This window comes from Dyadobacter chenwenxiniae (assembly GCF_022869785.1).
Classification (GTDB): domain Bacteria; phylum Bacteroidota; class Bacteroidia; order Cytophagales; family Spirosomataceae; genus Dyadobacter; species Dyadobacter chenwenxiniae.
Window position 1 is genome coordinate 6,421,373 of the sequence record NZ_CP094997.1, and the last position, 22,392, is coordinate 6,443,764.

The window sequence follows — 22,392 nt, forward strand, 5'->3', positions numbered from 1 at the left end:
CGAACAACGATTAAGGATTTCCAGCAAAATATTTTCAGAGCTCGTTGCGGGAAAAATTAAACTTTAATTAAAATGTCACCGATTATCGCTGCTTTTGTACTTCTCAAATATGGCGTTTGTACTATAATTGGATAATGTAACTTTCTTGCTTAAAAATTGATTTTTTTAAGCAAATTTCGAAAAAACGATATTGTATTATCCGGCTTTTTTATATTATTTTGTATGACCGTCATTGAATAACTTTAACTTTTTCGCAGTAAAATTCATAAAAAAGGCCAAAACGAGTGTACTAAGGCATTTTTGAGTGAAGCGACCTGAGAATGTTAAGATGATACACAAAACGGTGATCAGATTTACCTAATTAATTAACTAACCTATGATGAATTTATCCTTTCATGTGTTTCGTCGACATGATTCAAGCAATGCAAAAAACATTGCGACGAGAGAAAGATTTGCAGGAAAAGGCACAGGGCTATTCGCCATCCTAATGATCCTGATTGGCTTCACTACAAATGCTCTGGCACAGGATGTGAATGTATCCGGTAAGGTTACAGACGCTAAAACCGGTGGGATTCCGGGAGTTACGATTACAATTAAAGGCAGTACAAAAGGAACGAATACAGACGTAGAAGGAAATTATCAGATCAGCGTTCCAGGCAACTCTACATTGACTTTCAGTGCCATCGGATATGAGACGCAGGATGTGGCGGTTGGCAACAAATCAACACTTAATGTTACACTTGCCGAAGATGTTAAAGCTTTGGAAGAGGTCGTTGTCGTAGGTTACGGAACGGTTAAGAAAAAAGATGCAACCGGTGCGGTTTCCGCTTTGGGATCAAAGGATTTCCAGAAAGGGATCGTAACGTCCCCTGAGCAACTGATGCAAGGACGCGTTGCGGGTGTGCAAATTACCCAGTCCAGCGGTGAGCCGGGCGGTGGTATTAACGTGCGTATCCGGGGAACATCGTCGGTTTTGGGTGGTAACAACCCCTTATTTGTAATCGACGGTGTGCCTTTGAGTGGTGATAACACGTCATCAGGTGGTGATAACCAGGGTGTTGGGCGTCAGCCAGCGAAAAACCCGCTTAACTTTCTGAACCCGGACGATATCGCCAGCATGGACATTCTTAAAGATGCGTCTGCAACAGCGATCTACGGTTCACGCGGTGCGAACGGTGTTGTTTTGATTACAACAAAAAGAGGCAAAGGAAAAGGTGCACTTGATTACGGATATTCATTGGGTATCAGTAACATCACTAAAAAATACGATCTGTTGGACGCAGCGGGTTACAAAGCAGCGGGCGGACAGGATCAGGGTTCAAATACAGACTGGCAGGACCTGCTTTTCAAAACAGCATTGACGCATCAGCACAACCTTTCTTATGGTGGCGGTGACGCGTCAGGTAACTATCGTTTCTCGCTTGGTTATATGAATCAGGATGGTATCGTGGAAACATCTAATGTAAAACGTTACAGCGTTGGTTTCAGCGGAACGAAGAAATTTATCGGCGATAAATTGACCATCGGAAGTAACCTGAACTTTGCAAATACACAAGATACAGGTGTTCCCATTTCTGAGAACATTGGTTTTGAAGGTGATTTGATGGGTAGCATTCTGAAAGCAAATCCAACCCGTGCAGCTTACAGAGGCGACACATTGAACCAATCCACAACAACTGAGCCTAACCCGCTTGCATTCGTGAAGCTATCAAAAGATAACAGCAACACGCTTCGTGCCTTGGGTAATATCAACGCGGAACTTGAAATTTTCAGCGGCTTGAAATTCAAAACTGTGCTTGGTTTTGATAAATCCATGTCTACCAGAAAGCAGGCTTATTCAAGAGATCTGGTTGTGGCGGGTATCGAGAAAATCGGTCGCGTTTACATCCGTGACGTTGAAAGTAACAACCAGTTGATGGAAAATTACTTCACTTATGACAAGGAGATCGGAAGTGTTACATTGAATGCACTTTTAGGTTATTCTTATCAGAGCTTTGAAAGCGGAAGCAAAAACGTAGCTGCTGCCAATTTCCGTACCAGTAACCTTGATTTGATGATTAACAACCTGGGTATTGCCGGAACTGTTGGCATTAAGGATGCTACAGCATTGTCAAGCGTAGGTTCGGTTATTCAGAATTCAAGTTATACCAAAGATGAGCTGCAATCTTATTTTGGTCGTTTGAACCTTGGATTTGGAAGCAAATACTTGTTTACAGGTACATTGCGTGTGGATGGTTCTTCTAAATTTGGTGGAAACAACAAATATGGTTACTTCCCATCAGGAGCATTTAAATGGAAACTAGTTGAGGAAGATTTTATCCCCAAAACTGTATTCACGGACCTTTCGCTTCGTATTGGTTATGGTGTGACGGGTAACCAGGCGATCCCTCACAACGTATATGACAGACGTGATCGCTACGATGGCTATTCAATCAACCAAGGCGGTGATGGCATAACAGGTGGTGGTTTGAATGCGGTGGCTTTCAATAACCCGGATTTGAGATGGGAATCTACGGCTGCGGTTAACTTAGGAATTGACTTTTCGATTCTTAAAGGAAGATTGAGTGGTACAGTTGATTTATATAACAAGAGCACAAAAGACCTTCTTTTCAAAGTGGTTGCTGCTCAACCTGCACCAAACCCATTTGTTTATCGCAATCTTGACACAGACATTCAAAACCGCGGTATTGAATTGGCTTTAACAGGTGTAATTGTTGACGGCAAGAAATTCTCATGGGAAATGGTCTTCAATGCATCCTACAACAAAAACCTTGTTAAAAACCTGATCGGAACATATGATACAGGTGAAATCAATGGACAAGGCTTATCCGGTGCATTTGCACAACGTCTGGCAGAAGGTCAACCATTATTTGCTTACTTCCTTCGCGAATTTGGTGGATTTGATGACAACGGAAACTCGCTTTACCCAGCAGGTGACTTCCAGACATTCCTAGGTGGAAAAAGCCCGCTTCCAAAAGTTAATGCTGGTTTAACCAACAATTTAGCTTTTGGACCGTTTGATATGAGCTTGTTCTTTAATGGTGTATTCGGTCACTACCTGTATTCAAACACTGCAAATGCATTCTTTACACAAGGTTCATTTGCAAATGGTCGTAACGTGACAAAAGATGTGATTGGCAATGGGGAAGGCGCATTAAACGCACCGGACGTTTCAACTCGCTTCCTTGAAAAAGGTAATTTCGTTCGCTTGCAAAATCTTTCTTTGGGATATCGCGTTCCAATGAAAGCAAACAAAGTGCTGAGCAATGCAAGAATCTTCGTTACAGGTCAGAATTTATTAACTTTTACAAAGTATAGTGGACAAGATCCAGAGGTAAGCACCAATAAGTCGTTGAATGACATTCCTTCTTTCGGAATTGACTACACTGCTTATCCAAGAGCAAGAACGTGGACAGTGGGTGTTAATGTTTCATTTTAATTCAAATTCATTAAACAATGAAAACCAACCAGATATATAAATTACTTGTCACAGGGGTTTGCATGGCAACATTGTCGGCATGCACTGACCTTGTCAATGAAGAAAAAGATTCCGTTGTAAATAAAGTTGTAGAAGGCAATTTCGCACCGGTTAATGTTCCAGAGGCACTTGCTTCTGCTTACAAAGACCTTTCTACATATTCTGATCAAGCGGGAATCTATGCGCTTGGCCAGCATACAACTGCTGAAATGATCCCGCCAACACGTGGTGTTGACTGGGGCGATAACGGGGTTTGGCGTACATTAGACCAGCATACCTGGGATGCGTCCCACTCTTACATATTGAGCGCGTGGAATAACTTGAACCAGAGAGCTTACAAAGCAACCGAAATCATTGCATCCAATCCTACGGCTGTTCAAAAAGCGCAGGCGCAATTCCTGAGAGCATATAATATGCATTGGGTTATGGATTACTGGGGTTCTGTTCCGGTTCGTGAAGTGACGCAAGGAGTGAACGACCTTCCGAAGGTATTGTCACGCTCCGAAGCATTCGACTATATCGTTAAAGATTTGGAAGAAGCACTTCCTAACCTGCCTAAAAAAGGCCCGTCTGTTAATAATGGAACGGCTTCAAAAGCAGCTGCAAATTTCCTTTTGGCTAAACTTTATCTGAACAAAGCCATTTACAAAGGCGCAACACCGGAAGGTCCTTATACATTTGATAAGGCGGACATGGCCAAAGTTGTAACCTACGTGGATGCAGTTACTGCTGATGGCTATTCTTTGGAAAAAGATTATTTCTCTGCATTCTCTTCTGCGGCAAAAACTGAACCGATTTTCAACGTTCAGGAAGGAACCGCTCAGAACCGCTGGATGATGACTTTGCACTACGGACAAAATCCATCAGGATGGAACGGTTTTGCAACATTGGCTGACTTTTATGACACATTCGAAGCAAAAGATACGCGTATCGGAAAGCCTGCTAAGAAAGACGGAACGCAGTTCTCTGGTATCAGCTACGGTTTCTTGATCGGTCAACAATACGACGAAAAAGGTAAAGTCATTATTGATACTCGTACGCAGAAGCCATTGCAATTCACAAAAGACGTTCCACTGGCAGGTGCAGCAACAGATAAAGGGATCCGGGTAATTAAATATCACCCTGCAAATGCTGGAAAATACTTGCTAATGCGTTATGCAGAAGCATATTTGATGAAAGCAGAAGCATTATTGAGAAGTGGCAATGCAGCAGGTGCTTTGACTCAAATCAACGCATTAAGAACAATGCGTGGTGCTTCGGCATTGGCTTCATTAACTGATGCTAATTTGTTTGACGAGATTGGTCGCGAATTGTATTGGGAAGGTGGAAAAAGAACTACTGAAATCCGTTTTGGTAAGTTTACAACCGGCGCAGGAACATCGGTTAAAGAAGCATACACTGTTCTTTATCCAATTCCATCTGCTGCTTTGGTTTCGAATGCAAACCTGGAACAAAATCCAGGCTATTAAGATTAAATCATATTTTTTTGACAAAAATGCTCGATCATTTCGGGCATTTTTGTTTTTTTATAGGTGTATTAAATAATCCGTTTTATAATGACCCGTTGGTTGCTTTTGGTTTTTACATTTCTTGTTTTTAGTTGTAGTTCAAAAGAATCTTCGGATCGGGTGGCAGATCAGCTTTTTGAATCTTTAAAAGAAAATCAGGCTAAGATTGTGATCTCAATTGGCGGAAATAATTTTTACCCCCAAGAAAGTATCTTCTCCGGTCAGGTGCTGATCTCAGACAATCTGATGAGCCTTACATTAACGGATCAATTTGAAGGTAAAACAATTATTAATCTGGGCGGAGAAAAATGGTATGCCGCCAAGCCGATCAAAAAAGCGATCGGATCGGAGGGACCGATTGAAACCAGCATTAAAATGGGTAAGATCGTTGATAAGGAGAAGATGATTGGGGAGGGTTACATGTTGGCTGAGGGCGAGATTACTGCCACAACATTTACAAAAGATAAAATGGTGTTCCGGTTTAAGGGAAAAGTTGGCAAATACAGCGACTTCCAACAGCCCGACAAATATATTCCCGCCGAGGGCTTGATCGTTTATAAAAAGCCGTCTGTTAGTTTGGGCAACATTACCGAAAAAGAAGCTTTCAGCTCCTCCATATCCAATTAAATGACAACAAATTACATGCGCTTCCTTCATACGGCGGCGATTTTTACCTTCCTGTTCTCTATTTCTTCTTGCAAAGATTCCAAGAAATCAGACGGCTTGTTTGAGGAAATGGATGCCTCCGTGACAGGCATTGATTTTGTCAATAAAGTGGAAGACAAGGAGGATATTAACATTTTCAATTATCGCAATTTCTACAATGGCGGCGGCGTGGCAATCGGGGATATCAATAATGATGGCTTGCCCGACATCTACTTTACTGCCAATATGGGCGATAATAAGCTCTATTTAAACAAAGGCAATTTTCAATTCGAAGACATTACCAACAAAGCGGGCGTTGCAGAGCCGAGCAAATGGAGCACAGGCGTTGTGATGGTGGATATTAATGGCGATAATTTGCTTGATATCTATGTTTGCAATGCGGGTTATCAAAAATTCGTCAACAAACAGGGCAACTCACTTTACATAAATAACGGCGACCAGACATTCACAGAATCGGCTGCACAATATGGCCTGAATGACTCCGGCTATACAACACACGCTGCATTTTTAGACTATGATCTGGATGGCGACCTGGACGCTTACATCCTGAATAACAGTTTCATTCCGGTTAATACATTGAATTATGCTAACGATCGGAACACCCGCGCCAAAGACTGGCCTGTAAAGGATTTTTTGAAAGGCGGAGGTGATAAACTGCTGCGGAATGACAACGGTAAATTTGTGGACGTAAGCCAGGAAGCAGGCATTTATGGCAGCTTGATCGGTTTTGGCCTGGGCGTTACAGTGGGGGACATTAACGGCGACCAGTATCCCGACATTTACATCTGTAATGACTTTTACGAAAAGGATTATTTGTATATCAATCAAAAGGACGGCACATTCTCAGAAGAGCTTGAAAAACGCGTAAAACACACAAGCCTGGCTTCCATGGGCGCAGATATGGCAGACATTAACAACGATGGTTATCCCGAGTTGTTTGTTACAGATATGCTGCCGCGCGATGAGTATCGCTACAAAACAACCACATCATTTGAAAACCATTATCTCTTTAACCTCAAAAAAGAAAAGGGTTTTCACAACCAATACATGCAGAACAGCCTGCAATTCAACAATCAGGACGGGACTTTCAGTGAGATTGCGAATTACTCGGGCGTTGCGGCGAGTGATTGGAGCTGGGGTGCATTGATGTTTGATGCTGATAATGATTCCAAAACGGACATTTACGTTTGCAACGGCATTTACCACGACATTCTGGATCAGGATTTTATCGACTTTTTCGCCAACGAGGTTACCCAGAAAATGGTGATGTCCGGCGAGAAGGAGAACATGCAGAACATTATTGATAAAATGCCTTCAAATCCGGTTCCAAACAATTTTTTTCATAATGAGGGTGATTTGCAATTTAAGGAGCGTGCCGATGAATTTGGGTTAGGCACAAAGTCATTTTCCAATGGAGCGGCCTATGCGGATCTCGATAATGATGGGGACTTGGATTTGGTTGTAAATAATGTGAACCAAAACTGTTTTGTTTATAAAAATAAAAGCGAAGCCAAGCCTGAAAAAAACCATTATATCAAGCTGAAACTGACGGGGGAGGGCAAAAATACCTATGCGATTGGTTCAAAAATCGAGGTTTTTGCGGGTAAGCAGGTTTTCAGCAAACAAGTAAATCCTGCACGTGGATTTCAGTCCAGCACAGAATATCCGGTGACGATCGGCTTAGGGAAAATTGCTTCCATTGACTCCATTCGCATTATTTGGCCAAATAGAAAAGTAACAAGTCATCCGAAAATTGTGGCGGATACGACATTGAATTTCAAGATTAGCGATGTCGGCGCAGTTTTCAGTAATCCAGTTCAGCAAAAAACAATGTTGCTGACGGAAGTTGCGAACAACGGATTTGATGCACATCAGGAAGACAAATACGAAGACTTTTACCACGAAAGAAACATTCCGATGTTGCTCTCACAGGAAGGCCCGAAGGCCGCGATCGGGGATGTGGATGGCGACGGCAATGCGGATGTGTATATGTGCGGCGCGAAAGGGCAGGGCGGACAACTTGTATTTGCAGAAAGGCAGCTCATTTGTAAAATTAACGCAAAAAGTTTTCACAGATCTCGCAGGCTTCGAGGACACTGCGGCAACGTTCTTTGACGCCGATGGCGACGGTGACCTTGACCTCGTGGTTGGAAGCGGAGGAAATGAAACGCTTGTCACCAGCCCGGATTTGCCTACAAGGCTCTATTTAAATGATGGAAAGGGCAATTTTGCAATCAATACGCGTGCATTACCACCCAATTCCATGAACACAGCTGTGATCGTTGTGCATGACTATGACAATGATGGCGACATGGATCTTTTTCGTCGGAAGCCGCAGCGTGCCGCGCGAATATGGATCCAGCCCGAGGAGTTATCTATATCAGAATGATGGAAAGGGCGTTTTCAAAGAAGTAGGAAAGACTATTGCTCCGGAGCTGGCCAAGTTAGGCATGGTTCGCGACGCTTCCTGGGCGGATGTGGATGGCGACAAAACGAAGGAGTTGATCATTGCAGGCGACTGGATGGCGCCGGTGATTTTGAAATACAACGGAGGTAAATTCGTGCGAATGGCCTCCGGCCTCGAACCTTATGCAGGTTTCTGGGGATGCCTGAAAGTGGCGGATATGGACGGCGATGGCGATCAGGACATTATTTTTGGCAACATAGGCGAGAATTTTTCACTGAAAGCATCGGCTAATGCGCCGCTCAAAATCTGGATTAATGATTTTAACAAAAACGGGACCATCGAAAAAGTAATGACCAAGACGGTTGACGAGCGTGATATGCCGATTTTGTTGAAACGAGAGTTGACAACGCAGTTTCCATTCTTGAAGAAAGAAAGTTTGAAACATTCCGAATATGCGAACAAATCCGTTCAGGATCTATTTCCCAAAGATTTGATGAAATCGGCTGTTGAAAAATCAGTCAATTATCTCAAATCTGCGGTGGCGGTAAATGATGGGAAAGGCCGTTTTGCGATCCAAGCATTGCCGCATATGGCGCAAATATCTTGTTTGAATGCCATCGAAAGCGCTGATGTAAATGCCGATGGCAAGCCGGATCTTATAGTCGGCGGCAATTACACGCATTTCATTCCACAGCTCGGCGCACTGGACGCTTGCCGTGGTAATGTGCTGATTAACAAGGGAAACATGCAGTTCGATTTGTTATTAAGCACGCAGAGTGGCTACGCCATCGACGGCGAAGTGAAGCAGATCAGCCCAATCAACATTCAGGGCGCGCCTTACCTGATCAATCTCGTAAGCAATGCGAAGCCCGTTCTTTTCAAGCTTAATAAGCCGCGAGCGGCTAATTTGTAATCCATGCTTTTTCAAAAAATATTTTATAAAATCCTGCTCTTCGTCTTGATCCTGGCCGGTTTTTCGTGCTCGAAGGAAAAGGACATTTCGGAGTATGATTTTGATCTACTAACTGCCGAAAAAACCGGAATCGACTTCTCCAACACGCTGAAACCCACCAAGGATTTCAACATTTTCTACTACATGTATTTTTACAATGGCGGTGGTGTGGGCGCGGGTGATCTGAATAATGATGGACTTGTAGACCTGTGCTTTTCGGCCAACCAGGAGCCTAACCGCATTTACCTGAACAAGTCAGGGATGAGGTTCGAGGATGTGACGGAGAAGGCAAATTTCAAAGGGAATAAGGGTTGGTCGAATGGTGTGTCAATCGTAGACATTAATCAGGATGGAATGCTGGACATTTATATCAGCCAGGTTGGGGATTTTGAGTCGATGAAGGGGCATAACCTCCTGTTTGTATGCCAGGAAATTAAGGACGGCGTGCCTGTTTATGCAGAAAAATCGAAAGAATATGCCTTGGATTTAGTCGTTTTCGGCACGCAGGCTATGTTTTTCGATTATGATCTCGACGGTGATCTGGACATGTTTCAATTAAACCATTCTGTTCACCAGAATGGCACATTTGGTCGGAGAGCGCTTTTTGAAAACGTGTATCATCCATTGGCAGGTGACAAGTTGTTGAGAAATGACAATGGAAAATATATTGAAGTGTCTAAAACAACGGGCATTCACAGTTCGGCATTAGGTTATGGCCTCGGGTTAGGTGTCGGCGACATCAATTTCGACGGCTACCCCGATATGTACATTGGCAATGACTTTCATGAAAATGATTATTTGTATATCAATCAAAAAAACGGTGCATTCCGGGACATGACGGACTCGTCGATCATGCATACGAGCCAGTTTTCGATGGGCGTCGACATTGCGGATTTGAATAATGATATTTTCCCGGAAATCGTGTCGCTGGATATGCTTCCTTCCAATTACGAGATCCTCAAAAAATCGGAAGGGGAGGATATGTACAGCATTTTTAAATACAAGATTAGGCAGGGTTATAACTATCAATTGGCCCGTAATAACCTGCAATACAACAACGGAAACGGCACATTCAGTGAAATCGGCATGTATTCCGGTGTGCATTCGACGGACTGGTCATGGGCCGCACTTTTTTCTGATTTTGATAATGATGGTTTGAAAGACTTGTTCATTTCCAATGGCATTCCAAAGCGGATGAATGACACGGATTACATCAAATTTGTGTCTGACGACGTGGTTCAGGAGAAAATCAGGAATAAAAATTTTGACGAAAATGATCCCGGGTTGGCTGATAAGTTGCCCGAAATCAAGCTGAATAACAAATTCTTTGCCAACAAAGGCGATCTCGCGTTCAAGGACATGGACGGGCTGGTCCGTAATGATCAGGTTTCCTACTCCAACGGCTCCATTTACGCAGATCTGGACAATGATGGCGACCTGGACATTGTGACCAATAACATTAACGAAAAGGCATTTATTTACGAAAACTTGAACAGCAAAAAGGCTGGAAAAGGCGATTTCACGCGACTTTATCTCAAAGGCAAGCCGGGTAACCTCAACGCAATTGGGGCTAAATGTCTGGTTTTCAAAAAGGACAAAGTGTTGAGTTTCGAGAAGTTTCCGGTTCGTGGTTTTCAGTCGAGTATGGAAGTGCCTTTGCACATTGGTTTGGGTAAAAAAGCTGATGTGGATTCCATGATTGTCATTTGGCCGAATAACCGGTTTCAAGTGCTCAAAACGGTCGATTTGAAGGATTCACTGGCATTGTCTTACAAAAATGATCTTCCTGTTTTTGATTACAATAAATTGAAAGCAAGCCGGGAAACAAAAGACTATGCGTTTGAAGACATTGCTGTGCAGTTGGGCGTGGATGTGAAGCATGAAGAGAATAATTTCGTAGAATTTGACCGTAACTCGCTCATTCCGTTCGAAGTAACAGCAGACGGGCCTGCATTGGCGATTGCCGACATTAACCATGATGGATTGGACGACATTTTCATTGGCTCTTCCAAGAAGCAGCGAAACCACCTATTTGTTCAAACCAACAGCGGTGTTTTCAAGGAATCTGTTCAGCCCGCTTTGCTGAAAGACAGCACTTATGAAGAGATTAGCGCTGAGTGGGTGGATGTAAATCGCGACGGTCATCCGGATCTCGTGGTGGCAACTGGCGGTAATGAATATGTCAACAATTCTGAATTTCAGATGCCACGGATTTATCTTAATGATGGCAAGGGAAACCTGAGTGTGAAGGTCGATGCATTTACGAACATTTACGTGACTGCTTCCTGTGTTATCCCCTTTGATTTTACGGGGGATGGCATGGTGGATCTTTTCATTGGCGGTCGTGCTGTGCCGTTGAATTATGGTGAAATTCCGAAGTCTTATTTGTTGAAAAACGACGGTTCCGGCAAGTTTACGGATGTTACGAGCCAATATGCCAAAGAACTTTCGTCCATTGGCTATGTAAAAAATGCCAAACTGGCCGATCTGGATAAAGACGGTGATCAGGACTTGTTGCTGGCATCGGAATGGGACGGAATTTGCATGATGCAGAATGATGGCAAAAGCTTCTCCAAGAAAATGCTGACCGACAAAAAAGGCTGGTGGAACTTTGTAATGCCATACGATTTTGACGGTGACGGTGACCTGGATATTCTAGCCGGAAATTTGGGTTCAAACAGCAGAATGCAAGCCAATGCGGAGCAACCTGTGAAAATGTATATCAATGATTACGACGGCAATGGCCGAAAAGAGCCGCTATTGACTTACTATCTGAATGGAAAGGAAGCTCTTTTTCCGACCAAGCTGGAAATGGAGAAGCAGATGCCCGTGATCCGTAAAAAGTACATTTTTGCGACCGATTTCGCGAAGGCCAGCCTTGGCGATCTGGTGGGCGAGGACAAGTTGAAAGCTGCTCAGGTTTTGTCTGCTGATTATTTTCAGAATGCGGTTATGGTTAATGATGGAAAAGGCAATTTCGAGGTAAAACCTCTGGGATATAAGGCTCAATGGACGCCATTTTACGATGCGCAGATCATTGATGCAAACGGCGACAAGCTGCCCGATGTGCTTATAATGGGCAATTTTTATAACTGCAACATTCAAATGGGCCGCTACGACAGCGATTTTGGAACCGTCCTCATTAACCGCGGAAACTGCAACTTTACACCCGAATCATTAAAAGGATTGCAGGTGAAAGGGCAGGTGAAGCATTTGAAAAATATCAAATTAAAGAGCGGAAACGCAATCGTCGCCGCGCGAAATGACGACAAACTCGTTGTAATCCGAAGGAAGAAATAGCTTCTTAGAAAGTAAAATTATAAGCAACCGTCGCAATCGGTGTCGCGAAGATATTTAGCTGATAACTTTTGGTAACCGCATTTTCTGTTTTGAAAAACACCGAATAAGCATTCTTGCGTGCATAAAGGTTGTAAATCGAGAATGTCCAATGTCCCTGCCACCTCCGGTTCTTCATGCTCGGATTGTAAATGTTCCACGCAAAATCCAGGCGGTGATAATCCGGAATGCGCTTGTTATTTCGCTTGTCGTAAAATGGATAGACGTTATTTTGATAATTGATAAAACCAATCGGTTCCGAGTAAGGCCTTCCGGTGCTGTACGCAAATGTGAAACCGAAGGAATTGTGACTGTCAACCGTAATGTCAAGGGAAGCATTGAATGTGTGTGGTTTGTCGTAATTCGCAGGATACCAGTCGCCACGGTTCACTTTCTCAATCAATGCCGCGTCTTCATCCACAATGTTCAGTGACCTCGCATAAGTGTAATTAGCCCAGCCTTTTAGCTTCCCTTTCTTCTTGGAAAGCATCATTTCAAGGCCATAGGACTTGTTTTTGCCTTGAATCATCTGTGTTTCCGGATATTGCTGCAAAAGAAAATCTGCCCCGGGTTTGTAATCAATAATGTTCTTAGCATTGCGGTAATAACCTTCCAGCGTAATTTCATAAATATTATCATTAAACGACTGGTAAAATCCGCCCGTGAAAAGATGGCTAATTTGCGGCTTAATGTGCGTATCGCTGGTTTTCCAGCGCGAAGTAGGAATGGGCGTGGCTGTGTTGGAAACCACTTGAATGTATTGCCGCATCAGATTATAGCCGAATTTAAGGGAAATGCGGTCGTTCAATGCGTAACGCAAGCCCACGCGTGGCTCCGGCCCGCCGTATGCTTTTGAAATCTTGCCTTTGTTGTAAACCGTTGAGTCCACAACCGAAAAGTCGTCCCTGGGCTGATCAGGCAGATAATTCCTGACCACGGCCTTGCCCGTCGCCATGAAAAACGAATAGCGCAATCCGAGGGAAACGGCCAGTTTCTTAGAAAAGTTGATCTCATCATCCGCATACCAGGCCACTTCGTTGGCGTGCTCGGTTGGCGTGGCAATGTAGTTGACGCTCTGGCTCAGTCCCGGCTCCAAAGTCCCGGGTGCAATCACGTATTGCGTGGCAATAATGCCGGTTTCAAACTTATGGTTGGACAGCTGATAATTAATGTTAGACTTAACCTGACGCTGTTCCACCGCTGATTCCAGCTTCACCACATTGCCCGTTTCCTTTTCCTTCGTCCCAATATCCGGCGCATATTTGGCATAAATAGCCGTCGTTTGAATGCTGACTTCCGGACTGATCACGTGCAGCCAACGCAGCATGCCATTGGTCGTCATGTGTTTGTAGTAAGTGTCTGTCCCGACAACATTGGGCAGGTTAGTGAGCAGGTCTGTTTTAAAATAATCATTGCTGTAATAGCCCATAAAAGTGAGCGTATTCTTGTTGTTGATCTTCCAGAATGACTTGGCAGAAAGCTCGCCAAACTTGGCACTGATGTTATTAAGCTGCTTATCGAGCTTTGGCAGAATAAAATCATTGAAAGCCCCGCGGCCGGCGACATATATGCCCAGCTTCCCTTTAATAACCGGTACGTCAACCATTAACCTGTTTGAAACCAAGCTAATGCCTCCTTCCAGCCGGAGCTTATCCAGATTGGGGTTTTTTGTGGAAATATCCAGAACAGAAGCAACCCGTCCGCCAAAACGGGCCGGCACATTTCCCTTGTAAAGATCCAGGCTGTTGACTGTGTTCGGCGGAATGACGGAAAACAATCCAAACATGTGCGTAGGATTGAAAATTGGCGTGTCGTCCAGCAAAATGAGCGTTTGATCCGTGGTTCCGCCTCTTATATTAACGCCGTTGGAGGCTTCGCCCACGCTGGAAACACCGGGAAGCATTTGCAGGCTTCGCAAAATATCCATCTCACCGAAAGCCGAAGGCAGCTTTTCAAGCGTCTTAATGTTGATCTGCAATGAGCCAAGAATAGGTTGCCGAATGGTTTGGTCAAAACCCTTGCTCGTAATGATCACCTCTTCCAACTGACTCGATGTGGTGGTCATTAACACATCGAAATGCGCTTTTTGCGTGCCGCTTTTGATAAAAACTTTAAACGACTCATAACCCACATGCCGGATCACCAGCACGTGGTCGCCGCTGGGCAGGTTAATGGTGAAATTACCTTTTGCGTCCATTTCCGCAGCCGACCAGCTTTTCCTGTAATCCATTACGATAGAAGCGTCCGGCAAAGGAGCAAGCGTCGCCGAATCCCGCACCGTGCCCGTGATCGTAAGGCCCTGCGCGAAGGCAGGGAGAACATTGACCAATAAGAAAAGAAAACAGTATAATCTCTTCATTTACAAATCATTTATTGCGTCCATTTCCAATCTTCCGGTAAAAATGGCGTGCGCGATCTGCTCTTTTTGCAAATGGCCAGGGGAATGTAAGGCCGTCCGGCCGAGCGCTCTTCCAGGATCGGGTCGCGGTTGTGAATGGTCTTGAAAAGCTGGTTCAAAACGGCCGCATTCTTGATATTTTTCCGCCAAAGCATGGTTCTGTATTCCGCAACGGACGAGGCTGTAAAGAAACCGATAATCAGCTCGTTTTTGTCATTTTGGTTCGTAACATTGCCCTGAATGGGCGCAGGTGGCGTGTCGGCGAGCGTCCCGGAATTATTCGCCTGATCCTGGATGAGTTTCAAAAAACGGTAAGCATTGGGTGTGAGCGAGTTTTGCTGCAAGCTTACCAGGCATGGATTGGATTGTAAAAGGGGGATTTGTGCGACAAGCTTGTCCTTTTGCCCTTGTCCGTTGGTGTAAATGTCCGAGAAAATAGTGATGTCTTTGCTGTAAAAAATGTCCCAGCAAAGATCCTCACAAGTATAATCGTAAATGTCGTTGTATTTCAATGTCAGATCCTTAAAACAGTCACCATCGACGCCATTTTCAGAATCGAAAAGATAGTATTTTCCCTGGTTGCAGGTTGTGCAGGTTTTTTGCAATTCCCAGAGCGTCCATTGCCAGCGGTAGAAATTCTTCTCACCGGCAGGATCGTCAAAATCAAGGTAAATGTCGTTGCTGGGCGTGAATTCGCCATAATATTCAGAAAGTTTCGGAATCCCTTTTGGATTGAAAACATCGTAAGCGCGTTTTACGGCCGAAACCGGCGGCATGACTTCGGCGGAAGACTTGTAATGTTTTCCATTTTCCATCAAAAAATCCAGCTCATAAGCGTCTCCTACTCTTCCTTTAAAATTGGCAGGCAATTGGTAGACGCCCGGTTCAACTTCCGTGAGGTTAAGGATCTGCGAGCCGTTGACGACGATCTTAGCTTTCGCTTTTTCCAGCGGCAATGTGGAAAGGCCCTTTGTCCAGATCGTTTGCGTGAACTCTGAGCTTTCATTCGTTGCCTCCGGATTGGTTTTCGACAAGGTGATAAACTGCGGCCCATCCAGATCGGTAACCACGCCATCCACCACAATATATTCCTTTGCACTCTCGAAATTGACACTATAAGGCTCCACACAAGCCGTAATGCCGGTTATTATAAGGGTCAGTAAGAATGAAAGCCTGTAATTCATGGCTATTGAATAACTATTTTCTTTGTAAAAAACTGCCCCTGGTCATTCCAAAGCCTCACCAGATATGCACCGCTCGAAACTCGTAAATTCAGGCTTAGATCAAGCACTTTTCCCTTGCTATGCTGTCCTAATGTGCTCTTATAGACTGAAATCCCGGCCACATTGTACACTTCCAAATCATAAAAGCCCGTTTCCGGAACGGTTACTTTTACCGACACACGTGACCCGGCTGGATTTGGAAAAACAGTGAGCACAGAATCATTAACATTCGGTTCAGAACCCGTGATCACGTCGAGGCCGTCGCGCGTGACTGCAATGGCTGCCGTTGTATTGCAATCCCAGTCAAACTGCACTTTGAGCTGCTTGCCGAGCAAGTTGTAGTAAGCCGTGTTGCTCTTGAATTCGGCGCTGAGATAAACAATTGGGATAGCCTGGCCGTTGAGCAGGACGGCAGTAGGATTGGTTGTAAGGTTTTTTATTTCAAACGTCAGGCGCCTCTTAGCGAGCGATTTATCAAAGCTTTTAGTTCGCTGAACGGTCACATTCACCTGATCATTGGAAACATTCCCAATAAAGTCGACAAGTTCATATTTCGATTTTGACAAAGAATTCGGATCATTGCCGTCGTCATGGAACATGGTGAATGAAGATGTGGGGACCGAAATGTCCTGGTAAAACCGAACCGTTAGACTGTCTGAATTATAATAATCGGTTGATTTTTTAGTCGTGGAAGTGGACATTGGAATAAAACTGCCGCCCCTGGCATAAACCGGAATATGATCCACAGTAAGTTTCGGGAAAATGTTCGCGTTGCCATTGTAAATTTCATCGTTCCAAAAATCAAACCATTTTCCTGGCGGTAAAACGACTTTCCGTAACGGCATTCCATGCAAAAGTACAGGCGCAACCAGCAAATTTTCTCCAAAAAAATACTGATCGCTGATATTCCCAAGCGCCCTGACATTGTTGAAATAGTCCATCGGCAAACAGACAGGCCGTCCGGAAACGCTGTTTTTCCAGGCTAATGAATAAATGTAAGGCAGCAGCTGGTAACGAACAGTCGCATATTTTTTGACCGTGCTGTAAAATGGCTCGCTGAGGTTGAATGGTTCTATATTCTCACGCTGGCCGGCGACTTTCAAAATTGGGGTGAATGTGCCGAATTGAAACCAACGCAGATCAAGTTCTTCATCCTTTTCCGCCTTGTCTGACATAGTGATGGCCCCGCCCACATCCGAATGCATATAACCAAGCCCGGACATGCCGGCCTGCAAAATGATCGGGATTTGTAGCTTCAACCCAGCCCAGTAACGGCTAACATCGCCACTCCAAGGTAAAGCGCCGTATCGCTGCGAACCGGCCCAGCCAGACCTTGTCATGTGAAAAATTCGCTTTTCAGGAAAGTCTTTCGTGAAGTTGTTGTAAAAGGTTTTGGACCAAAAAAGCGCATACAGATTGTGGATTTGAAAGGCATTTCCCAGCTCGTGCACGGCATCCATCGGGTGCGGATCGGGCTCTGTTTTCTCACTCCACCAGCCCGCAACACCCTGAAGGGCCATTTTTTTATGTTTTTCCCAAAGCCAGCCTTGTGCGGCGGGTTTAAAAATATCAAGCAGTCCCGCCGTAGCAGTGCCGACATCCTGCGTGTAAGTTTGGGCGCTGCTGGGTTTTTTTGCGAAAAGGGATTGCGCCTCAGCAGATTTATAATTGGTGGACTTCGTGCTAATGTAAGGATCTGCAACGAGAATGGTTTTGACACCCTTATCAAGCAGGCTTTTTACCATTCCAGCCGAACTAGGCCAATTTTTTGTATCCCAATCCATATTACCACGAACATTTTGACCGCCATACCAATGCTGATCCAATGCCAATGCATCCACCGGAAATCCCTGGTCTTGGAGCTTCGTAATGGCCACCGTCGCTTCACTCTCATTGTCGTAACCTGATTTCGACTGAATGTAACCGAATGCCCAGCGCGGTGGAAGTGGCTGGCGGCCCGTCAGGAGCGTGTAATTGGCAAGAATTTCGTCATTATTGTTGCCGTGGATCAGATAATAAGCCCACTTCCCGGTGCTAGCCGACTCCACGCGTAGCAATGTTGAATCCACAGCGCCCACATACATGCGCATGGAACCCGGTCTGTCGCTATCGAAGAAGAGCCCACATTTGTGGGAAGAAATGATGAAGGGAACATTAAAACTTTGAGCTAAGCCGGTAGACTGGTCAAAATATTCGTACTCCCAAGAGTTATAAAAATCAAAACCTTTCCTGTTAAGATCCGGGCCAAATGGTCGGCCGCCTGCGCCATGAAAAACGTCTTTTGGATTTATGTCAAAAAGAAAGCTGACAGAGTCCTTCGTCTGTACAAAACCCCTGGTCTCCTTTATCTTAACCTCATTACCAGACTTCAAAGCAACATTGATTGGGAATTTATCAACAACCAGCGCGCACTTTTCTGATCGTATCTCAATGTTGTTTTTGGTTTCAACAATGTTGAGCGCAGCAGTTGATGGAGGAAGAATCACCGAATAGGAGCTGTCAAGCCCCGGTGCATTTTTGGATGGGAGAGCTTGAACCTTAAAGATTTCCGGACTAAACATCTGAATGCGAAGCACGCCTTTGGTCCCGTGAATCTCAATGCTTCCGTTTGCCGTCTCATAGCTTACAAAATTCCCTGCGCCCTGTCCAAAAGATAGCTTGCCAGCAACCACAAAAAGTAAAATGAGGAAGTATTTGTATATCATAGACTTAAATCGGCCGCACCCAGCGCTCTTTCTAAAATTAAGTCAAATAAAACAAATTTTCCTTCCTATTGTTTAATTATTTGGGTTAGAGACTATTGGCAATCCTGATAATTGTAGGTTGTTGTTTTGGTAGCCGAATCGTCTGCCTGAGTATAAGTCGAAACTGCACTGATAGGAAATCCGGCAGCATTGTAAGTGTAGACGGTTTTCTCTTCATAAGGTGGTCTGTTTGGATAAACCGACTTGCTGCTTGTTCTATTATTGCCTCCATCCGTGAACTGCAGAATTCTCATTTCTTCGGGAATGCCTTTGAATTTTTGTGGGAGAAGTTTGTCTGGATTAGGATGATCGTCATGCGTTCTGATCTCCAAAAATTGCTGTTGCGACTTGTAAATGGCTTCGACAGTAAGAATATTTCCGTTGCTGTCGTAGGTCAAATTGTGTTCGCTGTCAGGAGACAATGACTGGACTAGTTGTCCTTTTTCGTCATACTTGTTTGTTGGCGTTGACGCTTTGACGCCGTTTATGAATTGAGTTACAGAAGTATAATTGCCGGTCGTTTCTGTGATCGTTTTGATGATTCCTCCCGTTTCATATGTGTAATCCTTATTTGCTTCTGCACTAACTTTTACATCCTGAGTTTTTTCACTTTTAAAATCGGCAACTCGTGTTCTGGTAGAGCTTCGCAATAGCTCTGATTCGTATTTAAATGTTGTCACTTCTTTCATCTCTATCCTGCCGTGATGATAGTTAGGGTAGTTTTCGTGACCGAAAGTTGCGAACTTGCCTCCTTCTTGGAGCGTCAGTTTGACATTTGTCAGTTCAGTGAGAAATCCCTGCTCATTGTATTTCAACCAGTAGGAGTTGGTTTCAATAACTTCACTCCAAACCTCATCATTTGAAGGACTTGCTGAAAGCGTCTTTCTGGTGCCGGACGCCTCAATTAGTCTTCCTTCATCATCCTGCTTGAAATTTGAAACATAGGTTTCTCTCCATTCAGAAAAAGCGCTGATTTGCTCCATTGAGTAACTCTGACCGATATACCGACAAGATTTTGGAAGAGGGTGGTCATCTTTTGAGCAGGAAACAGACAGTGCCAAAAAGGCAATTAAGATAAATGCTGATCGATAAAGGCGCATTATTTTTTTAATACATTTGGAGTTGTGCCCAAATGTATCAAAGTAAACTTGATTTTACTTAATTTTTTATAAAATTAATACTACATGCTCTCCGTTCTGCCTCCATCAACCGGCAAGTTGATTCCGTTGATGCTAGCTGCGGCCGGCGAACATAAAAATGCGACTGCCGCGGCAACTTCTTTTGCCTCGCTAAATCGGCGGATGGGAATGCTGGATTGCAGTTCCCGAGCAACTTCTTCTTTCGATTTACCTGAATTTTTGCTGCGCATTTCTAAGACAGCATCCAGGCGGGAAGTAACTGTATAGCCCGGTAAAACATTGTTAGATGTAATGCCAAACTGGCCCAATTCGAGGGATAATGTCTTGGACCAACTCGCGACGGCTCCTCGAATGGTGTTGGAAACGCCTAAACCCACAATCGGTTGCTTCACAGAAGTGCTGATAATGTTCACAATGCGGCCGTATCCTGCTCTTTTCATGGAAGGAACCACCGCCTGCGCCAGAAACTGATTGTTAACAACATGCATCTGGAAAGTTTTGAGAAACTGCTCGGTGTCGGCTTCAATGATCGGGCCGCCGGATGGGCCGCCTGTGTTGTTGACGAGAATGTGGACGTCGGGCACGAGGCGGAGGTAATTTTCGATGGCTTCTTTTACATTCTCATGGTCTGCAAAATCAGCCACGACATAGCGGTGCAGCTGCCCAGCGGATGTGTCGAGCGTATCCACGGCTTCCCTTAATTTTTCTTCGTTACGCGCTACTAATGTCACATTTGCGCCCAATAATGCGAGTTCAATGGCCGATGCGAGGCCAATTCCCTGCGTGCTCCCGCAAACCAGTGCCGTTTTCCCAGTCAGATCAAGATTCATTGCTTTTGATTTATGTACTAATAATTCGTTCGTTATCTCTTCGATTTTAGCAGTCCCTGCTTCAAACTTCGTACTTTTTTCGGCTATCTTTGCGGTTTATTTTTCAGTCAGAGAAATCATTAGTCTAACATCCCACAATGTCGAAAAAAATCCAATCCGCTCTTATATCTGTATATTATAAGGATGGACTTGAACCTTTGGTTCGCCTGCTGCACAACAACGGTGTCAAACTTTACTCCACCGGCGGCACTCAGACTTTCATTGAAAATTTAAATATTCCGGTTACTGCTGCGGAAGAACTGACGGGTTACCCTTCTATTTTTGGAGGAAGAGTAAAAACATTGCACCCGGCCATTATGGGTGGCATTTTGTACCGTCGCGATGATGCTGGCGATGTAGCACAAGCGCAGCAATATAATATTCCTGCCATTGATCTGGTGGTTGTGGACCTTTATCCATTTGAAGAAACTGTTGCTTCGGGTGCAGGAGAAGAGGATATTATTGAAAAAATCGACATTGGAGGCATTTCGCTGATTCGTGCCACTGCCAAAAATTTTAAAGATACACTGATCGTTTCCTCACGCAGCCAATATGCGGAGGTTGTGGAGCTGCTGACCGCAAAAGCGGGAGCAACGGACATTGAAGACCGCCGTTACTATGCCGGTCAGGCATTTTCCGTTTCATCACATTATGACGGTGCGATCAACCGCTTTTTTACTGCTGATACAGAAAAAACAGATAAGGCGCTTTTTGACTTTACAAGTCTGTCTTCACAAACATTGCGTTACGGCGAAAACCCACATCAGAATGCCATTTACTACGGCGATCTGGAAGGAATTTTTGATAAACTGCATGGTAAGGAGTTGTCTTACAATAATTTAGTGGACGTTGATGCCTGCGTAAGTCTGATCGACGAATTCGCTGATGCAGCACCGACATTTGCTATTATCAAACATACAAATGCTTGCGGGATTGCAACTGCGCCTACTGCGAAGGAAGCCTATGACAATGCATTGGCTTGCGATCCGGTTTCGGCGTTTGGCGGTGTGGTGATCACGAATACAAAAGTGGACTTGGCTACTGCTGAGGAGCTTAATAAACTATTCATGGAAATCCTCATCGCTCCTGAGTATGATGAAGATGCATTACAGCTATTGAAATCCAAGAAAAACAGGATTTTGCTGAAACGCAATGCGGTGGTTTTGCCACAAATTATGTTCAAAACCATCCTGAACGGCGTTTTGGTGCAGGATAAAGATCTTTCAACCGAGGTTCAATCCCAATTCACAACAGTAACCGAAAAGGCCCCGACTGCAAGCGAGCTTACTGCACTCGAATTTGCATTGAAAGTTTGCAAGCATACGAAGTCCAATACAATTGTTTTGGCAAAGGAAAACCAACTCTTAGCTAGCGGAACCGGGCAAACTTCCCGCGTAGACGCATTGCGCCAGGCAATTGACAAAGCCAAAGCATTTGGATTCGACCTGAACGGAGCGGTAATGGCCTCGGACGCCTTTTTCCCGTTTGCAGATTGCGTTGAAATCGCGCATTTAGCTGGTATAACGGCAGTAGTTCAGCCGGGCGGTTCGATTCGCGACAAGGATTCTACGGATTATTGCAATGCGAATGGCGTAGCGATGGTTACGACCGGCATTCGTCATTTTAAGCATTAATCAATTGCTACGGTTAACCTCCTTGTCAGCCTTCGACC

The 22,392-nt window shown here is 44.4% G+C and carries 12 protein-coding genes and 1 pseudogene; 8 read left to right on the forward strand and 5 right to left on the reverse strand.

Annotation, left to right across the window (positions count from 1 at the left end; translation table 11 throughout):
- The first annotated feature begins 376 nt into the window (after positions 1-376).
- The 7 genes and pseudogenes from MUK70_RS27530 (at position 377) to MUK70_RS27560 (ending at position 12,311) form a co-directional block, all read left to right on the forward strand.
- The gene (locus tag MUK70_RS27530) at positions 377-3,439 is read left to right on the forward strand and encodes a SusC/RagA family TonB-linked outer membrane protein (protein ID WP_234656962.1); all 3,063 of its coding nucleotides are present in this window, start codon (positions 377-379) and stop codon (positions 3,437-3,439) included.
- Positions 3,440-3,456: 17 nt separating this feature from the next.
- Complete coding sequence (locus MUK70_RS27535; protein WP_234604191.1) at positions 3,457-4,947, forward strand: RagB/SusD family nutrient uptake outer membrane protein; 1,491 nt, start codon at positions 3,457-3,459, stop codon at positions 4,945-4,947.
- A gap of 87 nt (positions 4,948-5,034) precedes the next feature.
- On the forward strand, positions 5,035-5,613 hold the full coding sequence (locus tag MUK70_RS27540) for a hypothetical protein (RefSeq protein WP_234656964.1): 579 nt from the start codon (positions 5,035-5,037) through the stop codon (positions 5,611-5,613).
- Positions 5,614-5,628: 15 nt separating this feature from the next.
- Positions 5,629-7,396, forward strand: a pseudogene (locus MUK70_RS27545) (CRTAC1 family protein); the annotation flags it as partial.
- 237 nt (positions 7,397-7,633) lie between these two features.
- The gene (locus MUK70_RS27550; RefSeq protein ID WP_445438797.1) at positions 7,634-8,041 is read left to right on the forward strand and encodes an FG-GAP repeat domain-containing protein; all 408 of its coding nucleotides are present in this window, start codon (positions 7,634-7,636) and stop codon (positions 8,039-8,041) included.
- On the forward strand, positions 7,941-8,972 hold the full coding sequence (locus MUK70_RS27555; RefSeq protein ID WP_244784558.1) for an FG-GAP repeat domain-containing protein: 1,032 nt from the start codon (positions 7,941-7,943) through the stop codon (positions 8,970-8,972). Before MUK70_RS27550 ends, MUK70_RS27555 begins: the two co-directional genes overlap by 101 nt.
- Positions 8,973-8,975: 3 nt before the next feature.
- Positions 8,976-12,311, forward strand: coding sequence for a VCBS repeat-containing protein (locus MUK70_RS27560; protein WP_244784560.1), 3,336 nt, complete (start codon positions 8,976-8,978; stop codon positions 12,309-12,311).
- A 4-nt stretch (positions 12,312-12,315) separates the two neighbouring features.
- Here the strand turns inward: MUK70_RS27560 and MUK70_RS27565 are convergent, their stop codons facing one another.
- The 5 genes from MUK70_RS27565 to MUK70_RS27585 form a co-directional block, all read right to left on the reverse strand.
- Entirely contained in the window at positions 12,316-14,706 is a 2,391-nt protein-coding gene (locus tag MUK70_RS27565) for a TonB-dependent receptor (protein ID WP_234656968.1), read from the reverse strand.
- 11 nt (positions 14,707-14,717) lie between these two features.
- Entirely contained in the window at positions 14,718-15,929 is a 1,212-nt protein-coding gene (locus tag MUK70_RS27570; RefSeq protein ID WP_234656970.1) for a DUF4249 domain-containing protein, read from the reverse strand.
- 2 nt (positions 15,930-15,931) lie between these two features.
- Positions 15,932-18,673, reverse strand: coding sequence for a TIM-barrel domain-containing protein (locus MUK70_RS27575; protein WP_234656971.1), 2,742 nt, complete (start codon positions 18,671-18,673; stop codon positions 15,932-15,934).
- Positions 18,674-18,765: 92 nt separating this feature from the next.
- Positions 18,766-19,695 carry a hypothetical protein gene (locus tag MUK70_RS27580; RefSeq protein ID WP_234656973.1) on the reverse strand — a complete coding sequence of 310 codons (930 nt, stop codon included), beginning with the start codon at positions 19,693-19,695 and terminating at the stop codon, positions 18,766-18,768.
- A 197-nt stretch (positions 19,696-19,892) separates the two neighbouring features.
- Positions 19,893-20,681 carry an SDR family oxidoreductase gene (locus MUK70_RS27585; protein WP_234656975.1) on the reverse strand — a complete coding sequence of 263 codons (789 nt, stop codon included), beginning with the start codon at positions 20,679-20,681 and terminating at the stop codon, positions 19,893-19,895.
- Positions 20,682-20,818: 137 nt separating this feature from the next.
- Here MUK70_RS27585 and purH point away from each other — a divergent pair, with 137 nt between their 5' ends.
- Complete coding sequence (purH, locus tag MUK70_RS27590) at positions 20,819-22,354, forward strand: bifunctional phosphoribosylaminoimidazolecarboxamide formyltransferase/IMP cyclohydrolase (RefSeq protein ID WP_234656977.1); 1,536 nt, start codon at positions 20,819-20,821, stop codon at positions 22,352-22,354.
- Positions 22,355-22,392: the final 38 nt, after the last annotated feature.

Bases quoted from the DNA above. Each gene is read 5' to 3' on its own strand.
- MUK70_RS27560 (WP_244784560.1), top strand. From the start codon at position 8,976: ATGCTTTTTCAAAAAATATTTTATAAAATCCTGCTCTTCGTCTTGATC.
- MUK70_RS27570 (WP_234656970.1), bottom strand. From the start codon at position 15,929: ATGAATTACAGGCTTTCATTCTTACTGACCCTTATAATAACCGGCATT.
- purH (WP_234656977.1), top strand. From the start codon at position 20,819: ATGTCGAAAAAAATCCAATCCGCTCTTATATCTGTATATTATAAGGAT.
- MUK70_RS27540 (WP_234656964.1), top strand. From the start codon at position 5,035: ATGACCCGTTGGTTGCTTTTGGTTTTTACATTTCTTGTTTTTAGTTGT.
- MUK70_RS27585 (WP_234656975.1), bottom strand. From the start codon at position 20,681: ATGAATCTTGATCTGACTGGGAAAACGGCACTGGTTTGCGGGAGCACG.
- MUK70_RS27580 (WP_234656973.1), bottom strand. From the start codon at position 19,695: ATGGAGCAAATCAGCGCTTTTTCTGAATGGAGAGAAACCTATGTTTCA.
- MUK70_RS27550 (WP_445438797.1), top strand. From the start codon at position 7,634: ATGTGTATATGTGCGGCGCGAAAGGGCAGGGCGGACAACTTGTATTTG.
- MUK70_RS27535 (WP_234604191.1), top strand. From the start codon at position 3,457: ATGAAAACCAACCAGATATATAAATTACTTGTCACAGGGGTTTGCATG.
- MUK70_RS27575 (WP_234656971.1), bottom strand. From the start codon at position 18,673: ATGATATACAAATACTTCCTCATTTTACTTTTTGTGGTTGCTGGCAAG.
- MUK70_RS27565 (WP_234656968.1), bottom strand. From the start codon at position 14,706: ATGAAGAGATTATACTGTTTTCTTTTCTTATTGGTCAATGTTCTCCCT.
- MUK70_RS27555 (WP_244784558.1), top strand. From the start codon at position 7,941: ATGACTATGACAATGATGGCGACATGGATCTTTTTCGTCGGAAGCCGC.
- MUK70_RS27530 (WP_234656962.1), top strand. From the start codon at position 377: ATGATGAATTTATCCTTTCATGTGTTTCGTCGACATGATTCAAGCAAT.